Annotated in this window: 18 protein-coding genes; 13 read left to right on the forward strand and 5 right to left on the reverse strand. The window is 56.1% G+C overall.

Features of this window, described 5'->3' with window-relative positions; all coding sequences use genetic code 11:
• Nucleotides 1-107 precede the first annotated feature (107 nt).
• Both E3E51_RS00550 and sstT read left to right on the forward strand, forming a co-directional pair.
• Entirely contained in the window at nt 108-2,495 is a 2,388-nt protein-coding gene (locus E3E51_RS00550; RefSeq protein ID WP_167911212.1) for a CDC48 family AAA ATPase, read from the forward strand.
• A gap of 629 nt (nt 2,496-3,124) precedes the next feature.
• Entirely contained in the window at nt 3,125-4,393 is a 1,269-nt protein-coding gene (sstT, locus tag E3E51_RS00555; RefSeq protein WP_167911213.1) for a serine/threonine transporter SstT, read from the forward strand.
• Nucleotides 4,394-4,693: 300 nt separating this feature from the next.
• On the opposite strand, the gene E3E51_RS00560 is transcribed toward sstT, so the two are convergent.
• Nucleotides 4,694-4,843, reverse strand: a complete 150-nt coding sequence (locus tag E3E51_RS00560) for a hypothetical protein (RefSeq protein ID WP_167911214.1) — start codon at nt 4,841-4,843, stop codon at nt 4,694-4,696.
• Nucleotides 4,844-4,907: 64 nt separating this feature from the next.
• Between E3E51_RS00560 and E3E51_RS00565 the strand changes: the two genes are divergently transcribed.
• From E3E51_RS00565 to E3E51_RS13230, 4 genes are all read left to right on the forward strand, one after another.
• A complete protein-coding gene (locus E3E51_RS00565) occupies nt 4,908-5,312 on the forward strand; it encodes a M67 family metallopeptidase (protein WP_167911215.1) in 405 nt (134 codons plus the stop codon).
• Nucleotides 5,313-5,426: 114 nt separating this feature from the next.
• Complete coding sequence (locus E3E51_RS00570) at nt 5,427-5,627, forward strand: hypothetical protein (RefSeq protein ID WP_167911216.1); 201 nt, start codon at nt 5,427-5,429, stop codon at nt 5,625-5,627.
• Nucleotides 5,624-5,947 carry a PIN domain-containing protein gene (locus E3E51_RS13225; protein ID WP_167911217.1) on the forward strand — a complete coding sequence of 108 codons (324 nt, stop codon included), beginning with the start codon at nt 5,624-5,626 and terminating at the stop codon, nt 5,945-5,947. The genes E3E51_RS00570 and E3E51_RS13225 overlap by 4 nt, the downstream gene beginning before the upstream one ends.
• Nucleotides 5,947-6,105 (forward strand): PIN domain-containing protein, encoded by a 159-nt coding sequence (locus tag E3E51_RS13230; RefSeq protein ID WP_167911218.1) that lies wholly within the window; start codon nt 5,947-5,949, stop codon nt 6,103-6,105. The genes E3E51_RS13225 and E3E51_RS13230 overlap by 1 nt, the downstream gene beginning before the upstream one ends.
• On the opposite strand, the gene E3E51_RS00585 is transcribed toward E3E51_RS13230, so the two are convergent.
• Nucleotides 6,092-6,826, reverse strand: coding sequence for a molybdopterin-guanine dinucleotide biosynthesis protein MobB (locus E3E51_RS00585; RefSeq protein ID WP_167911219.1), 735 nt, complete (start codon nt 6,824-6,826; stop codon nt 6,092-6,094). The two genes, E3E51_RS13230 and E3E51_RS00585, sit on opposite strands and share 14 nt — an antisense overlap.
• 9 nt (nt 6,827-6,835) lie before the next feature.
• Nucleotides 6,836-7,051 (reverse strand): LSm family protein, encoded by a 216-nt coding sequence (locus E3E51_RS00590; RefSeq protein WP_167911220.1) that lies wholly within the window; start codon nt 7,049-7,051, stop codon nt 6,836-6,838.
• A 62-nt stretch (nt 7,052-7,113) separates the two neighbouring features.
• Between E3E51_RS00590 and E3E51_RS00595 the strand changes: the two genes are divergently transcribed.
• Together E3E51_RS00595 and E3E51_RS00600 are read left to right on the forward strand one after the other, a co-directional pair.
• A complete protein-coding gene (locus E3E51_RS00595; protein WP_167911221.1) occupies nt 7,114-7,941 on the forward strand; it encodes a hypothetical protein in 828 nt (275 codons plus the stop codon).
• 106 nt (nt 7,942-8,047) lie between these two features.
• Nucleotides 8,048-9,355: an ATP-binding protein gene (locus E3E51_RS00600; protein WP_167911222.1), complete on the forward strand. Its 1,308-nt coding sequence runs from the start codon at nt 8,048-8,050 to the stop codon at nt 9,353-9,355.
• 17 nt (nt 9,356-9,372) lie between these two features.
• On the opposite strand, the gene E3E51_RS00605 is transcribed toward E3E51_RS00600, so the two are convergent.
• On the reverse strand, nt 9,373-10,074 hold the full coding sequence (locus E3E51_RS00605) for a 6-hydroxymethylpterin diphosphokinase MptE-like protein (protein ID WP_167911223.1): 702 nt from the start codon (nt 10,072-10,074) through the stop codon (nt 9,373-9,375).
• A gap of 129 nt (nt 10,075-10,203) precedes the next feature.
• On the opposite strand from E3E51_RS00605, the gene E3E51_RS00610 reads away from it, so the two are divergent.
• From E3E51_RS00610 to E3E51_RS00630, 5 genes are read left to right on the forward strand one after another with little or no spacing between them, the layout of a single operon-like run.
• Nucleotides 10,204-11,760, forward strand: a complete 1,557-nt coding sequence (locus tag E3E51_RS00610; RefSeq protein WP_167911224.1) for an ABC transporter substrate-binding protein — start codon at nt 10,204-10,206, stop codon at nt 11,758-11,760.
• Between the two features lie 47 nt (nt 11,761-11,807).
• Nucleotides 11,808-12,827, forward strand: a complete 1,020-nt coding sequence (locus E3E51_RS13295; protein WP_346765924.1) for an ABC transporter permease — start codon at nt 11,808-11,810, stop codon at nt 12,825-12,827.
• Nucleotides 12,828-12,837: 10 nt separating this feature from the next.
• Entirely contained in the window at nt 12,838-13,686 is an 849-nt protein-coding gene (locus tag E3E51_RS00620) for an ABC transporter permease (RefSeq protein WP_148881901.1), read from the forward strand.
• Nucleotides 13,687-13,691: 5 nt separating this feature from the next.
• Nucleotides 13,692-14,663, forward strand: coding sequence for an ABC transporter ATP-binding protein (locus tag E3E51_RS00625; RefSeq protein WP_167911225.1), 972 nt, complete (start codon nt 13,692-13,694; stop codon nt 14,661-14,663).
• Nucleotides 14,660-15,649, forward strand: a complete 990-nt coding sequence (locus E3E51_RS00630; protein ID WP_167911226.1) for an ABC transporter ATP-binding protein — start codon at nt 14,660-14,662, stop codon at nt 15,647-15,649. The genes E3E51_RS00625 and E3E51_RS00630 overlap by 4 nt, the downstream gene beginning before the upstream one ends.
• Here E3E51_RS00630 and E3E51_RS00635 read toward each other — a convergent pair.
• Nucleotides 15,646-16,110, reverse strand: a complete 465-nt coding sequence (locus E3E51_RS00635; protein WP_167911227.1) for a Mut7-C RNAse domain-containing protein — start codon at nt 16,108-16,110, stop codon at nt 15,646-15,648. The genes E3E51_RS00630 and E3E51_RS00635 overlap by 4 nt on opposite strands.
• Nucleotides 16,111-16,140: the final 30 nt, after the last annotated feature.

Here is a 16,140-nt window from a genome sequence, read left to right on the forward strand (position 1 = left end):
CGCTTTAATTTAAAACCGGAGGGGGCTCCGCCCCCTGCAACCCCAGGTAAAATAAAAACATTGAATCTCACGATCATCGGTCATGAAAAGTATGGAGGTGGTAAAAAATGGCCGAAAAGAGAGAGGTCAAGCTCAAGGTTGCCTCTGCCTATCAGCGTGACGTTGGCAGGGGAATAGTTAGGATAGACCGCAAAGCCATGCGCGAGATTGGTGTCCAGAGCGGTGACATCATCGAGGTAATCGGAACCAAGAACACTGCCGCCGTCGTCTGGCCGGCCTATCCAGAGGACGAGGGGCTAGGCATCATCAGAATGGACGGAACCATAAGGAAGAACGCCGGCGTCGGCCTCGGTGACGAGGTTACGGTGAGAAAGGCCGAGGTCAAGGAGGCGAAGAAGGTCATCGTAGCCCCGACCGAGCCGATTCGCTTCGGCCACGACTTCGTTGAGTGGTTCCACAGCAGGCTCGTCGGAAGGCCCGTCGTCAGGGGCGACTACATCAAGGTCGGAATACTCGGCCAGGAGCTGACATTCGTGGTCACCGCGACGACTCCGGCCGGAATAGTCCAGATAACCGAGTTCACCGAGTTCACGGTCAGTGAGAAGCCGGTTAAGGAGGTCAGCAAGACCGCCGCCCTCGGCGTCACCTACGAGGACATAGGCGGCCTCAAGGACGTCATCCAGAAGGTCAGGGAGATGATAGAGCTCCCGCTCAAGCACCCGGAGATATTCGAGAAGCTCGGGATCGAGCCGCCGAAGGGTGTTCTCCTATACGGCCCGCCGGGAACGGGTAAGACTCTCTTGGCCAAGGCCGTCGCCAACGAGGCGAACGCTCACTTCATAGCCATCAACGGGCCGGAGATAATGAGCAAGTACTACGGCGAGAGCGAGGAGAGGCTCAGGGAGGTCTTCAAGGAGGCTGAAGAGAACGCGCCGGCGATAATCTTCATCGACGAGATTGATGCAATAGCTCCAAAGAGGGAGGAGACCCACGGCGAGGTCGAGAAGCGTGTCGTCAGTCAGCTCCTCACCCTGATGGACGGCCTCAAGAGCCGCGGAAAGGTCATAGTCATAGGCGCAACCAACAGGCCGGACGCCATAGACCCGGCCCTCAGGAGGCCGGGAAGGTTCGACCGCGAGCTTGAGGTCGGAGTTCCCGACAAGGCCGGCAGGAAGGAGATACTCCAGATACACACGAGAGGAATGCCCATCGAGCCCGAGTTCAGGAGGGGCAGGGTCATCGAGATACTGGAGGAGCTGGAGAGGAACGACGCCTACCGCGAGAGCGCCGAGAGGGCCCTGATGAAGGTCAGGAACGCGAATGATGAGGAGATTCCGGAGATACTCAGGGGCGTAGACGAGAAGCTCTACGACGAGGTCAAGGCCAGACTCATCGATGCCCTGCTGGAGGAGCTGGCTGAAGTCACCCACGGCTTCGTCGGTGCCGACCTCGCGGCACTCGCCAGGGAGGCGGCGATGGCAGCGCTCAGGAGGCTCATCAAGGAGGGCAAGATAGACTTCGAGGCAGAGCACATACCCAAGGAGGTCCTTGAGGAGCTCAGGGTCACCAGGAAGGACTTCTACGAGGCGCTGAAGATGGTCGAGCCGTCAGCCCTCAGAGAGGTGCTCCTTGAGGTTCCGAACGTCCGGTGGGACGACATCGGCGGCCTTGAGGATGTGAAGGAGGAGCTTCGCGAGGCCGTCGAGTGGCCGCTCAAGTACCCGGAGGCCTTCATGGGACTCGGAATCACCCCGCCAAAGGGCATACTCCTCTACGGCCCGCCCGGAACCGGTAAGACACTGCTCGCTAAGGCCGTGGCAAACGAGAGCGAGGCGAACTTCATCGCCATCAAGGGTCCAGAGGTGCTGAGCAAGTGGGTCGGCGAGAGCGAGAAGAACATCAGGGAGATATTCAGGAAGGCGAGGCAAGCGGCTCCGACGGTGATATTCATCGACGAAATCGACGCCATCGCCCCGCGCAGGGGAACCGACGTCAACCGCGTAACCGACAGGCTCATCAACCAGCTCCTCACCGAGATGGACGGAATCCAGGAGAACAGCGGTGTCGTCGTCATAGCAGCTACCAACAGACCGGACATCATAGACCCGGCCCTGCTCAGGCCAGGAAGGTTCGACAGGCTGATACTAGTTCCAGCGCCGGACGAGAAGGCCAGGCTGGAGATATTCAAGGTGCACACCAGGAACGTGCCGCTCGCGGAGGACGTCAAGCTCGAAGAGCTGGCGAAGAAGACGGAGGGCTACACCGGTGCCGACATCGAGGCGGTGGTCAGGGAGGCGGCGATGCTGGCCATGCGCAGGGGACTGCAGGAGGGCATCATCAGGCCCGGCATGAAGGCCGACGAGATAAGGGGGAAGGTCAAGGTGACGATGAAGGACTTCGAGAAGGCTATGAAGAAGATAGGCCCGAGCGTGAGCGAAGAAACCATGGAGTACTACAGGAAGATTCAGGAGCAGTTCAAGCAGGCACGCGGATGATGTCCGCAGTCCACACGGCAGGGGGTGAGCTCCCCCAACCTTTCAACTTTTGAGGCCAACTCTTCTGCGGTGGTTCCACGAATGTTGGGGGCTTGAGCTTCTTTTCGCGCTCACGCTGATTCTGGTGGTGTACATCCGCCCGCTGGCCGTCGTAGGCCTCTGGCTCATCATGGGAAGCTCATGGAGTACCGAAAGGCCATCAAGAGCCGCTGGTTGTTTTCACCGCATCACTTCTCTCCTAATAGAGCTAAGATAATCCTCGGAATCTCCTGATGGACCAAGACCATTGGAATAACCTCCGTGGAGGCAACCCGGTGGTGAACACCGTCCACGCGACTTTCTGGCTCTGCAGTTCCTGAGCCCCCACATTTTTGAAGTCTCGTCTTTTGGAGCTGTGATCACCCACTACCAAAAAGTTAACCCACAACAACCCCCAAGACACGAAAAAATCAGTCCCCACCCCAAAAGGTCGGCTTTCGAGAAGAATGTAATTTAAAAACAACTAGAAAAAGTAAAGATGAGGATTATTTCATTCTTCCTTTTCAAATTTGTGAGATTTTCTAATAGAATTCTTCTCACACTAACAACAATTTAAATAATCCCCCAAGTAGCCAAATCTGGTGGTTTCCATGGGGACTTCCAAAGGTGGAATAAAGAACGGGGTACACGTGCTGGCTGAAAAATGGAGCAGACTGAGCCTTGTCAAGCGGATACTCCTTGGCCTCGCCATGGGTATAATCCTAGCCATCACAATCCCTGATGCAGCACGACCACTCTCAATTCTCGGGTCTCTGTTTGTTGGAGCTCTGCGAGCGGTAGCGCCGATACTCGTGTTTTTCCTGGTAATGGCTGCAATCTCACAACACAAAGGAGTCCAAAAAACCACAGATGTTATGAAAACAATAATAATCTTGTACCTATTAGGAACTCTAGGAGCGGCATTTGTCGCTGTTGCTGCCAGTTTTATACATCCCGTGACAATAGAGCTTGGACTTGAAACTCCTCCTGAACTTGCCCCTCCTGGGGGCGTTGGTGAAGTTCTCAAGACACTTCTTATGAACCTTGTTGATAATCCCGTAAATGCCCTCGCAACCGCCAATTACATTGGCATCCTCGCCTGGGCAATCCTCCTCGGGATTGCCATCAGGAAGGCTCCCGAACCTGCCAAAGTTGTTATCGGCAGTATGGCAGATGCAGTGTCCCAGGTTGTACGATGGGTGGTGAATTTCGCACCCTTCGGTGTGATGGGTATCGTCATAAACATAATAACAACCCACGGCTTAAAAGCGCTGACAAGCTATGGACAGTTAATTATACTGCTCGTTGGAACCATGCTCTTTGTTGCCCTTGTGATGAATCCCCTTATAGCATTCCTCCTGTTGCACAAAAACCCATACCCTCTAGTGTTCAAGTGTTTGAAGAACAGCGGGATCACTGCTTTCTTTACGCGTAGCTCCGCCGCAAACATTCCTGTGAACCTAGCGTTGTGCGAGGAGCTTGGATTGGATAAGGATGTTTACTCAGTTTCAATTCCCCTGGGGGCGACCATAAACATGGAAGGTGCTGCAATCACGATATCTATACTTGCTCTTGCCACAGCCAATACCCTAGGAGTTAATGTCAGTATGGGCATGGCGCTCCTGTTGAGCTTTGTTGCCGCCATTAGTGCGTGTGGTACTTCGGGCGTTGCGGGAGGTTCACTGCTACTGGTTCCGCTCGCATGCAGTTTGTTTGGTATTCCAAATGATGTGGCAATGCAGGTGGTCGCAATAGGGTTCATAATAGGGGTTGTCCAAGACTCATGCGAAACCGCACTCAACTCTTCAACCGACGTTCTCTGGACTGCGGTGGCAGAGTTTGCATACTGGAAAAAAATGGGCAGAGAACTGCCCTTTTAATCCTATCAAGCGAAAGCTCTCTCCCCCTTCGGGGGAGGAAAGCCCGAAATCCTGAATATCCATTTTTTCCTTTCGGGCATTGTCCTCATGGGATGCCATAAAACAGTCCTCAAAGTGATTTCACGTTCCCCTTAACTTCTGAGTGGTTGACACTATTAAGAACCTCCAAAAACCGAACCGCTCACGGTAGAAGGTTGAACCGCTAAAATCCCAGCAGAGTAAAGAGATGCCATTTATTGCAACGGGAATAGACTTGAGCAGACGAAGGGGACGTTTTGACAGTAGGGGAAGAAAAGGGAGTCATTCAAGCTTTTCAAGTTCGAAGACCCTTGCGTCCTTCCGCTTCATTTCCCTTACCGCCATCCTTCTGGCTTCATCGGCGCTGTCGGCGTGGAAGATTATTGTTTCGCCGTGCTTTTCCCCACCGTGGAGGGTAAGGGCCCATTTCATCGTATCACCGGCAGAGCTTCGTCACATCTCCAAGATTTATAAGTCTAACGGGGGAGTTGTAACCATGAGGCTGATAATCCGACAAGAGGATTTAAAAGAGATCATCAAAATGACAGAAAAGAGCGACGTCGAAATATGCGGATTCCTCTTCGGGAGGCGGGAAGGGAATGACTTCCTAGTCGAAGAAATCCACTTCATTCCCAACAGGCTGAACTCGCCCACCGCCTTCGAGATGGAGCCGCTTGCGATGGTGGAGGCCATAGACAGGGCCGAGGAACGGGGCCTTGAGGTTGTCGGAATCTTCCACTCCCACCTGAAGTGCCCGCCGAGACCGAGCGGCAGGGACTTGAGAGGCATGAGGCTCTGGCCGGTCGTCTGGCTGATAGTCGACGAGAAGGGAAACTACGGGGCTTTTGTGCTGGAAGGGGACAAAATTCGGGAGGTAGGGGTTGAGATCACAGGGGAATAAAACTTTTAATTCTTTAATTCTCTGGGGACAACTTCTTTGAATTGAGATATTTTAAGGTGCTGATGATCTAAAGCCATGTAAATGTTTTAAGCATTGCAACCAATTACTGACTAGGTGGATGGGAGTATGGAAGACCTCACGATAAAAAAACTCATTGGAGAACTCGATGTTAGAACGGTTCGGGAGTTGCTTGAGGCTGAGGAGGTAAGGAGAGAGATAAGAGAGCTCGCCAAGACAGTGAGAAGGGGGATGTTCGGGGAGGGCGGAACAAACGAAGAGTTCAGAATGCTTCGGGCAGAGGTGAATGAGCAGTGATATGCATTGACACGAGTGTCTTCTACCACTACGTTACCAACGGAGAGTTTGCAGACCTCGCGGAGGAAATCCTGACCTCAAAGGAGCCTAAAATAACATCGGATACTGTGGTTGATGAGTTCCTTTTTATTATCATCAAGCGAGAGGTCAAAAGGAACTTTGGCATAAACTCCACCCTCAGCCTTAAAAAGAGGATTACAAAAGATGACGAGCTCCTTGAATTTGTTTACGAAACAGGAAAGCGGGCGCTTGCGGTTCTCGATAGGTTTGACGTCATGGCCGTTCCAGATTCCCGTGACTGGGCAAAGATCTGGTTCTAATGAAGTTCTACAAGCTCCTGCCCCACGACGCGAGAATAATAGCCACAGCACTCGAATATGGGGCAAAGAAGGTTGCAACTTTTGACACAGACTTTAAAGTAGCGGGGGAAATAGTAGAACTCATACCACACTCATTTTGGGAACCTACTCATCTCTAATCACGATCTCTATCCTCCTCCCCCCGCGGTAGCCCTTCATGGCCGAGAGCATGCCCTTGATGGTCTTCTCAACCAGCTCCTGCACCCAGTCCTTCATCGGGAGGACCTGGCCGTCTATTCTAACGGTCACCTTCGGCTTCTGACTGAGAACCACACAGTCCTTGGTCGTCTTCTCGCCCCTCACTATCATCCTCGCCATCTCGGCGCAGCGGAAGCCGCAGAGGCCACAGTCTATGTTGGGGAGCATGAAGGCTCTCTTTTCCACCAAATCGGCGAGCCTCTCGGGTTCCTTCGTCGCGTCAATAACTGGAAGGCCCTCAACATCATCCACGCCGGCTGAAGCTATGACCCCGCTCACCGCTATGGCGAGGCCGTCGTTGAGCTCCCTCACGTCCTCCTCGCTCCTCGCGCATATCACCTTGGGAACGTGCTGAATCGATTTGAAGCCCTCTAGCAGGAGGAAATCGGCGGAAACCATCGAGAACAGCGCGTTGATGTCCTTGGCGTTGAAGAGGAGGGCATCGGTATCGTTCGCCCTGACAAGGACGGCATCGGCGATCTTTGAGAGGCGCCACGTGTCGCTCCCCTCCCTGTCAAAATCGACGTGCATGCTCTTGGCTACCGCAACGCGGTAGCCCCTCTCCTTGAGAACCCTTGCGACTGATTCAACCGTCGTCGTTTTTCCGCTCTTCTTGAAGCCAACGAAGGCAATGCTCCTCATCCCAATCCCTCACAGGAGCATTATCCAGTTGAGGTCGTCTATCTTCACCACGAGGGCCTTGGCCCTGTTCCCGGCTATGTCCACCACGTCCCTCAGGAGTATGACCTCCTCATCGAAGTCATCCAGGATTCCGGTGAAGGAGTGCTCGTTGCTAACAGCCAGGACAATCCTCTTTCCCTTCCAGGCCTCCAGGGTTCTGTCGAGCAGGTACTGCCTCTCGCCCATGCGCTCACCTCCAGAAACCAAAAACCTATAAGGCTTTTAACCGTTTCCGGTTCGGTGATAGAATGAGGTTCGTTACGAAGAGTGAATCCGTAAAGAAATCGTTTTTGGAAGACCTGAGAAGGGAAGGCATCAAGTTCGAGCTTCATGAGAGACTCGGATACGAGGCGTTCGTGGGATACCTGCTTGAGGGGACTCTTGAGGAGATAAGCTCGCAGATAGACGTCATAGATGGGGCCGACAGGGAGGCCCTCAAGGAGGGCTTCGTTTCGTTCAAGGAGAGCCTCAACCACATACTGGAGCACATCAAGGTCGGCGAGAGGTTCGAGACCCTCCTCCAGGAGGGCCCATGGGTGGCTGAACTCCTCGACCAGCTCACGAGAAACGGCGCCATCGATTACAGCGACGGCGTCATCAAGCTGAGGGAGGGCGTTGACGTCACGAAACTCCGCTTCGAGTTTAAGTTCCCCTTCAACCTCGTTCACAGCCCAGAGAGCGCCGAGAGGATAGCCAAGCAGTTCGCCTTCGCAGACCTCACCATGGAGTACGAGTTCGAGATACTGGAGCTGGACATAGCCAAGATAAACACCCTCGGAAAGATAGCGTCGCGCTACTTCCCTGAGGACTACCTTCTGAGGGTCTACTTCGCGCTGATAGGCCGCTCGATTCTCTCGGGGGAGATACTCAAGTCCCTCGGCAACGAGAAGATTCCGGAGGAAGACCTGATCAGAGGATTCGTGAGGGCCTCGCCCATCTCGATACCCACGGAGAAGGGAACCCTCGTCATCAACTACTCCCCAAAGGCCGTCGAGGAGGTCCTCCGCTTCCTCAAGAGGGCCGGCTACGTCGAGATAAAGGCCGGAAAGGTCAAGAAGCTCAAGGATTTGGTCTAATAAACTTCCTCTTTCTATGTTCTATTTTTGAATTCTCGATAATCGCCCACCTGTGGGAACAAACGTTTATAAGTTGGTTTAATATAATGACCAAATTGGTGGTGTTATGGTTCAACCAGATGACCTAATCGTGGAGCACCTAACGAGCACCCCCACTCTGCTCACTCCATACAACAAGCCCCATAAGAGACACCTCTACGACTGGCTGTCCTCAAAGGTTGGGACATACCTGAAGGGTGGAAACCCCGACACAATCCTTCTGCTCGGAATCAGGGGAGTTGGAAAAACTACCATTCTCGCCCAGCTGTACTTTGAAGCCCTGAAAGAGGTCGGCCCCAACGGGGTTCTCTACCTCTCCCTCGACCGGCTGAGGGTCCTCGGCCTAGAGATGCTGGAGGTGGTTGAGGCGTACAAGCGACTGGTAAGGCCTGAGAAGGCGGTGCTTCTCCTCGACGAGGTTCAGTACGAGAAGGATTGGGATTTGAAGATCAAGCTCCTCCACGACGAACGTAGGTTCTTTATAATAGCAACGGGTTCTTCAGCGATAAAGCTCAGGGAAAGCCCGGATCTCGCGAGGAGGGCCCTTCACAGGGAGCTCTTCCCGATGACCTTCCGGGAGTACCACCACCTCAAAACGGGCCGGGAACTGCCGGAACTCATGGGGAGAATCATGAGAGGGGAAGAAATCTCGATGCCCCCTGTGATGGAGGACGTCGAGACCTACGTCAGAGCCGGCGCGATGCCGCTCGCCCTCGAAATGGAAGAATGGGAGGTTTACGAACGATTGACGGCGATGCTCGACCGCGTTGTCTACCGCGACCTGCGGGAGGTTCACGAGTTCGACGCCGAAACGCTCGACCGGGCCTTCGACCTGCTCCATCTTCTCGCGACCCCGAAGGGCGAGCGCTTCAGCTACGAGAGGCTTTCAAAAACCCTCGGGCTGGCCAAGGGGACCGTTATGAAGCTGGTCGATGCCCTGGAGAAGGCCGGCCTCGTGCAGAGGATTCCACCCTGCGGTTCTCCCGCAAAGGCCGTCCGGAAAAGCCCCAAAATCAAGTTCCTCGCGGTTCCGATCAAGTCGGCCCTGCTCTTCAGCTCGGGCTCCAACCTCAACAGAAAGGATGTCTTCGCTTCTCTGCTCGAAGACGTTGTGGCGTTCTACCTGTTCCTCCTCTCAAAATCGGGAAACGGTAGGTTGTGCTACGAGCCCGGCAGGGGCGGAGCGGACTTCGTCCTTGAGCTGAACGGGGAAAGGGCTGTCGTCGAGGTCGGTCTCGGCAAGGTTCGGAAGGACCAGGTAGAGAGGAGCATGGAACGCCTGGGGGCAGAGAGGGGAATCGTGCTGGGTGAGAGATACGAGATAAGCGAGAGGGTGGCGTTTTACCCCTGGAAGGTCTTTGTGGCCGGGTTCTGACCGAGGATTACCCCAGTTCAAGGGGTCAGATAATCGATCCTCGCCTTTCCATTCTTCTCCAGCCATTCCAGCAGTTCCTTCGCGAACTCGAACTTCTTCCTCTTGCTCTCCCATATCGGGGCGTGCTTCCTCAAGCCGGGCTTGCTCCACCTTCCCACGGTCTCGCCGAAGTCGAAGCCGACCAGAACTATCTTCCTCGCGCCCAGCTCCTCGGCCAGAAAAGCGGCCCTGTCGCCGTCGGTAAAGCCGCCGAAGTTGTAGACGATGTCCAGCGGTTCCGTCTGGGTCGTTCCCATGACCCTTGAGAAGAGCGGCACGTAGGCGGTCAGTTTATCCACGTTGTCTCCGTGGGCGTGAACTGCTATGAACGCTCCCCGGTCGTTCGCCAGCTTCAGGTCGGGAATCCTGCCGTCAAGGTCGGAGACGATGATGTCCGGCACCATATCGTGTTCCAGGAGTGCGGAGGTTGCTCCATCGGCCGCTATAAGAGTTCCATCGGAGAAATCAAACTCCCGAAGGGCATTCTCCAGGCCAGGCCCGCAGCCGAAGACGTAGGCCTTTCTCCCGACGACGGCCGCCAGCTCGTCCCGCAGGATGTATTCGTCCCCCTCAAGAAGGAGCGCCCTCAACAGCTCGGCTGCCCTGCGGTCTTCCTCAATCGAGTACCCCATCTCCATAACGATGCGCAGGTAGAGGGGCTTCCAGTCCTCCCAATCCATGGATGGAGGTGGGATGGAAGATATATCAACTTTATCCCGGACTCAAGTCCGAACTTCGTCAGTTCGATTATGGCCACTACGAAAGATTTAAATGCATGGATGCCCGTAAACATTCACTGGTGACATCTTATGCGACGGCAGTACGCAACATTGGCTCTGGTGTTTTTGGTACTTTTTTCGGTAGTGGCCAGCGGCTGTGTAAGCAGCGGCGGTGGCGGCGAAGAAAAGCCAACGACGATAGTGATAGGAGTCACTGACAAGGTAACGGACCTTGACCCGGCAAACGCCTACGACTTCTACACCTGGGAGGTTCTCAACAACGTCATGGAGGGCCTGGTGAAATACAAGCCGGGAACGCTGGAAATCGAGCCGGCTTTAGCCGAGAGCTGGGAGGTCAACGAGGACTCGACCGTTTGGACCTTCCACCTTAGGAAGGACCTTAAATTCGCTGACGGAACACCTCTAACCGCGAAGGACGTCGTCAGGAGCATCGAGAGGGTAATGACCATCCAGGGCGACCCGTCCTGGCTCGTTACTGACTTCGTGGACAAGGTTGAAGCGAAAGACGACTACACGGTTGTCTTCTACCTCAAACAGCCAACCGCATACTTCCTGGCCCTCCTCACGACCCCGCCGTACTTCCCGGTTCACCCGGACTACGCGGCAGACCAGATACAGAGCGACCAGACCGCCGGCGGTGCCGGCCCATATAAGATAACCAAGTGGGTGCGCGATGAGGAGCTCGTTCTTGAGGCCAACCCGAACTACTACGGCGAGAAGCCCAAGACCGAGAAGATAATCATCAAGTTCTACCGCGATGCCTCGACAATGCGCCTCGCCCTCCAGAACGGCGAGATAGACATCGCCTGGAGGACTCTCAGGCCCAGCGACATAGACAGCCTGAAGAAGGACGAGAACTTCAACGTCATAGAGGTTCCGGGTGGATACATCCGCTACATCTGCCTCAACACCAAGAACGACCCGACGAGCAACGTCAAGGTCAGGCAGGCGCTCGCGGCGGCCGTTGACAGGCCGGAGATAGTGAAGAAGGTATTCATGGGGACAATGGAGCCGCTCTACAGCCTGGTTCCGAACGGAATGTGGAGCCACAAGGACGTCTTCGAGACCGCCTACGGCGACGGCAACATAGATAAAGCCAAGGCGCTCCTCAGCGAGGCCGGCTACTCCGAGAGCAACCCGCTGGAGATACAGCTCTGGTACACGCCGACCCACTACGGCGACACCGAGGCCGACCTCGCCCAGATGCTCAAGGAGCAGTGGGAGAAGACCGGAATGATAAAGGTTACCATCAAGAGCGCCGAATGGGGAACCTACACCGACTACGCCAGGAACGGCCAGATGCAGGTCTACCTGCTCGGCTGGTATCCCGACTACCTCGACCCCGATGACTACACCACGCCGTTCCTCAAGAGCGGCGCCAACAAGTGGGCCGGAACCGGCTACTCCAACCCGACGATGGACGACCTCTTGAGCCAGGCCCAGAGGCTCAGCGACCAGAACGAGAGGGCGAAGCTCTACGAGCAGGTCCAGGACATACTCGCCCAGGACGTTCCCTACATACCGCTGATACAGGGCAAGCTCTTCGTGGTGACCCAGAAGAACGTCAAGGGAGTAACCATAGGACCGGACATGATATTCCGCTACTCGACCCTCTACAAGGAGTGATTTCCTTCTTTCACTCCTTTTGTCTCAATTAAGGAAGGGGTGATAACGTGGCCAGGGGACTCGGTCAGTATATAATAATCAGGGCGCTCATGATAATTCCGACGATCCTCATCCTCTACACCCTCGTGTTCTTCTTCCTGAGAATCCTCCCCGGAAACCCGGTTATGGCCGTCGTCGGAACGAAGAACATTCCCCCGGAGCAGCTGGAGCACCTCATGCAGATGGCTGGGCTCGACAAGCCCCTCTACGTCCAGTACTTCGACTACCTCAAGGGCGTCCTCCACGGCGATTTCGGGGTTACGCTGGCGTTCCCGATGGGGAAACCCGTGTGGGACTACATAGCCCAGCGCTTCCCGGCAACGCTTGAGCTCGCCCTCTGGGCCTTCACCGTCAGCGTGCTCCTGGGCCTCCTGACCGGAGTGATAGGGGCCACCAGGAAGGGGACGAAGACCGACAGTGCCATGAGGGTCTACAGCATAATCGCCTACACGCTCTTCATACCCTGGTTCGGCATGATGCTCCAGTACCTCTTCGGAATCCACCTGCACTGGCTGCCCACTTCGGGCAGGCTCGATCCGGGGGTCAACCTCCACACGGTAACTGGCCTCTACGTCCTGGACAGCATCATTACCGGGAACTGGGACGCGCTGGTGAGCTCGGTGAGGCACCTTATCCTGCCGGCGCTCACCCTCGGAATCGTCCTCAGCGGAGCGTACACGAGGCTCGTTAGGAACAACATGGTTGACGTCCTCAGCCAGGACTTCATAAGGGCCTACCACGCGAGGGGCGTCGCCGACAGGAAGGTCATGTGGTACGCGCTGAAGAACGCCTTCATACCGGTCGTTACCCTCATGGGACTCCAGTTCGCCATCCTCCTCGGCGGTGCGGTTCTTACCGAGACGACCTTCAGCTGGCCGGGAATGGGAACGTTCCTCGTGGACAGGATAGACTACCGCGACTACAACGCCATCCAGGGTGCGGTGATATTCTTCGCCTTCTTCGTCGGGGTCATCAGCCTCATAGTGGACATAGTCTACGCGCTGCTCGACCCGAGGGTGAAGTACTGAGGTGGTGGAGATGGAGATAGCAGGAAAACTTACCGAGTTCGTCTTCGGGAAGAAGCCCGGCAGGGGCATGCTCATCTTCGGCATAATCATCGTCCTCATAGTGGTCATAATGGCGGTCTTCGCCCCATGGATAGCCCCCTACGACCCGACTCAGAGCAGCGACGACGTCTTCGCCCCGCCCAGCCCGGACCACCTCATGGGAACCAACAGGCTCGGCCAGGACATGTTCTCAAGGATAGTCTGGGGCTCAAGGGTCGTCCTCTACGTCGTATTCATAGCGACGCTGCTCTCGATGGCGATAGGAATTCCCCTCGGACTGCTCTCCGGCTACCACGGTGGAAAAATCGACAGAACGCTGAGCGTGATAATGGACAGCATCTACGCGTTCCCCGCTTTGATCCTCGCGATGGTCATCGCGGTGGTTCTGGGCCCGAGTCCGATAAACACGGCCATAGCGATAAGCTTCGTCTACGTGCCGACCTACTTCAGGATGGTTCGCGGGCAGACCCTCAGCTTCACCGGCCAGCTCTTCGTTGAGGCGGCCCACGCGATAGGCGCAAGGGACAAGGAGGTCATGTTCAAGTACATCCTGCCCAACCTCGCACCGACCATACTCGTCGTCTTCACCCTCAGCGTCGCAGATGCCATACTGACGGAGGCCGGCCTGAGCTTCCTGGGACTGTCGGTAACGCCGCCGACGCCCGACTGGGGATACGACCTGCGCGTCGGCCAGCCGTTCCTGCTCGACGGCTACTGGTGGCTGGTCTTCTTCCCGGGAATAATGATAATGCTCCTGGCCATGGCCTTCGCGCTGATAGGAGAGGCCCTCAGCGAGAGGCTCTCCCTTGGAACGAGGTGATGTGAATGCTGCTGGAAGTCAAAAACCTTAGCATCTACTACTACACCCTCGCTGGGGTCGTCAAAGGGGCCGAGAACGTGACGTTCAGCATAGGCAGGGGAGAATGGGTCACCTTCGTCGGGGAGAGCGGAAGCGGGAAATCCACGGTCGCGCACGCGATAATGAACATCGTCCCGTCGCCGGGGAAGATAGTCTCTGGCGAAGTCATCTTCGAGGGAAAGGACCTGCTGAAGGTGGGCAAGGAGGAACTGAGGAAGATCCGCGGAAAGGATATCAGCATGATATTCCAGGACCCCATGACCAGCCTCGACCCCCTCAGAAAAGTCGGCGACCAGATGGTCGAGGTCATGACCGTCCACGGTGTCCCGGAGGATGAGGCGAGGGAGAGGGCGAAGGAGCTCCTTGAGAAGGTCAACCTTCCGCCCGACAGGCTCGACTACTACCCCCACCAGCTCAGCGGCGGCCAGAGGCAGAGGATAAGCATAGCGATGGCGATGGCCTTCAACCCGAAGCTCCTCATCGCGGACGAGCCGACGACCGCTCTGGACGTTATCGTGCAGGACTCCATAATGGACCTCATAGACGCCCTCAAGGCTGAGGGAACGAGCATCTACTTCGTTACCCACGATATCTCGCTTGCAGCCGAGAGGAGCGACAAGATAGCCGTCATGTACGCGGGGAAGCTCGTCGAGTTCGGAACCGTCGAGCAGATAGTCGAGAACCCGCTCCATCCGTACACGAAGGCGCTCATCGAGGCGGTTCCAGACCTCTGGAAGGAGAGCGAGGTCAGGGCGATTCCGGGATACCCACCCGACCTGAGGAACCCGCCCAAAGGCTGCCGGTTCCACCCGAGGTGCCCGGTTTTCAAGGAGCGCTCGACGCTTAAGGGTCTCTGCGACGCGGTCGAGCCAGGGATGATAGAGTACGAGAAGGGTCACTTCGTGGCCTGCCATCTCTACGGGGGTGCGGGGGAATGAGCGAGCCACTGCTTCGCGTCGAGAATCTGAAGAAGTACTTCCCTATCAGGAGGAACATCCTGGAGGTTCTCAGGAAGGAGCCGCCGCGCTACGTCAAGGCAGTCGACGGCATCAGTTTCGAGATAGACAGAGGAGAGGTTCTGGCGCTCATCGGCGAGAGCGGGTGCGGTAAAACGACCGCCGGGAGGACCGTTTTGAGGCTTATAGAGCCCACTGACGGCAAGATAATCTTCGACGGGACGGATATAACGGAGCTCTCCCGCGAGGAGATGAGGCCCTTCAGGCGGAGGATGCAGATAATCTTCCAGGACCCCTACGCCAGCCTGAGCCCCAGGATGAAGATTGGCGATGCGATAGCCCATCCGCTCCTCGTGCATGGGATAGCCGAGAAGGAGGAGGCGAAGGAGATAGCCCTCAGAATGCTGAAGCGCGTCGGCCTGACCCCGGAGGACGAGTTCTACGACCGCTATCCCCACCATCTGAGCGGCGGCCAGAGGCAGCGCGTTGTGATAGCGAGGGCGATGGTCCTGAAGCCGGAGTTCGTGGTGGCGGACGAAGCGGTCTCGATGATAGACGTCTCCATGCGCGCCTCAATCCTTGAGCTCCTTGAGTCCTTCAGGGAGGAGTACAACCTCAGCCAGCTCTTCATAACCCACGACATAGCGGTCGGCAAGCTCATAGCGGACAGGATAGCGGTGATGTACCTCGGCAAGATAGTCGAAATCGGCCCGACCGATGAGGTCCTGAAGAACCCGGCGCACCCGTACACGATGGCCCTCATCCATGCGGTTCCATCGATAGCGCGCAGGAAGAAGGAGAAGAAGCTCAAGATAACCGGGGAAGTCCCCAACGCCGCCAATCCGCCGAGCGGGTGCCGCTTCCACCCGAGGTGTCCGTTTTCGAGCGAGACCTGCACGGCCCACGAGCCGGAGCTGGTGGAGATAAGCCACAACCACTTCGTTGCCTGCCACCATCCGCTTCACTAGCTTTCTTTTCTTAATTTCCGGTCTATCTTCAGCATTTCCTGCCACTGCCTTCCCGGCCAGTAGATTTGACCGCAGTTCTCACAGACGTAGAACTCGTCATAGCGCTCGTAGACTGCTCTGGGAACCCGGTCCCTAACCTCTTCCTTCTGGACTGGCCTTATCAGCCCGTTGCATTTGGGACAGCGTGCGCTGGCCGGAAAAAGCTCCCTGAACTCTAGGCCAAAACGCCTGAGTTCCTCGACCTGCCCCTCAAGGGAGTTCGAGTTCAGCAGGATTGATTCAACCCCGAACTTCTCCGCCCTCTTTGCGAGGCCCGAGTCCCTGGTCAGGAGAACCCGGTTCTCGGCCAGGGCAACCCGGAGTATCTCGTCGTCGTCCTCAACGCCGTAGAGCGTATCGTAGCCGTACAGCCTGAGCCATCTCGCGAGCCGGCCGAGCATCATATCAGCTATGAACCTCATGTTCGGGAGTTGGCGGCAATCCTTATAAGG

This window comes from Thermococcus sp. 21S7, from assembly GCF_012027615.1.
Taxonomy (GTDB): domain Archaea; phylum Methanobacteriota_B; class Thermococci; order Thermococcales; family Thermococcaceae; genus Thermococcus.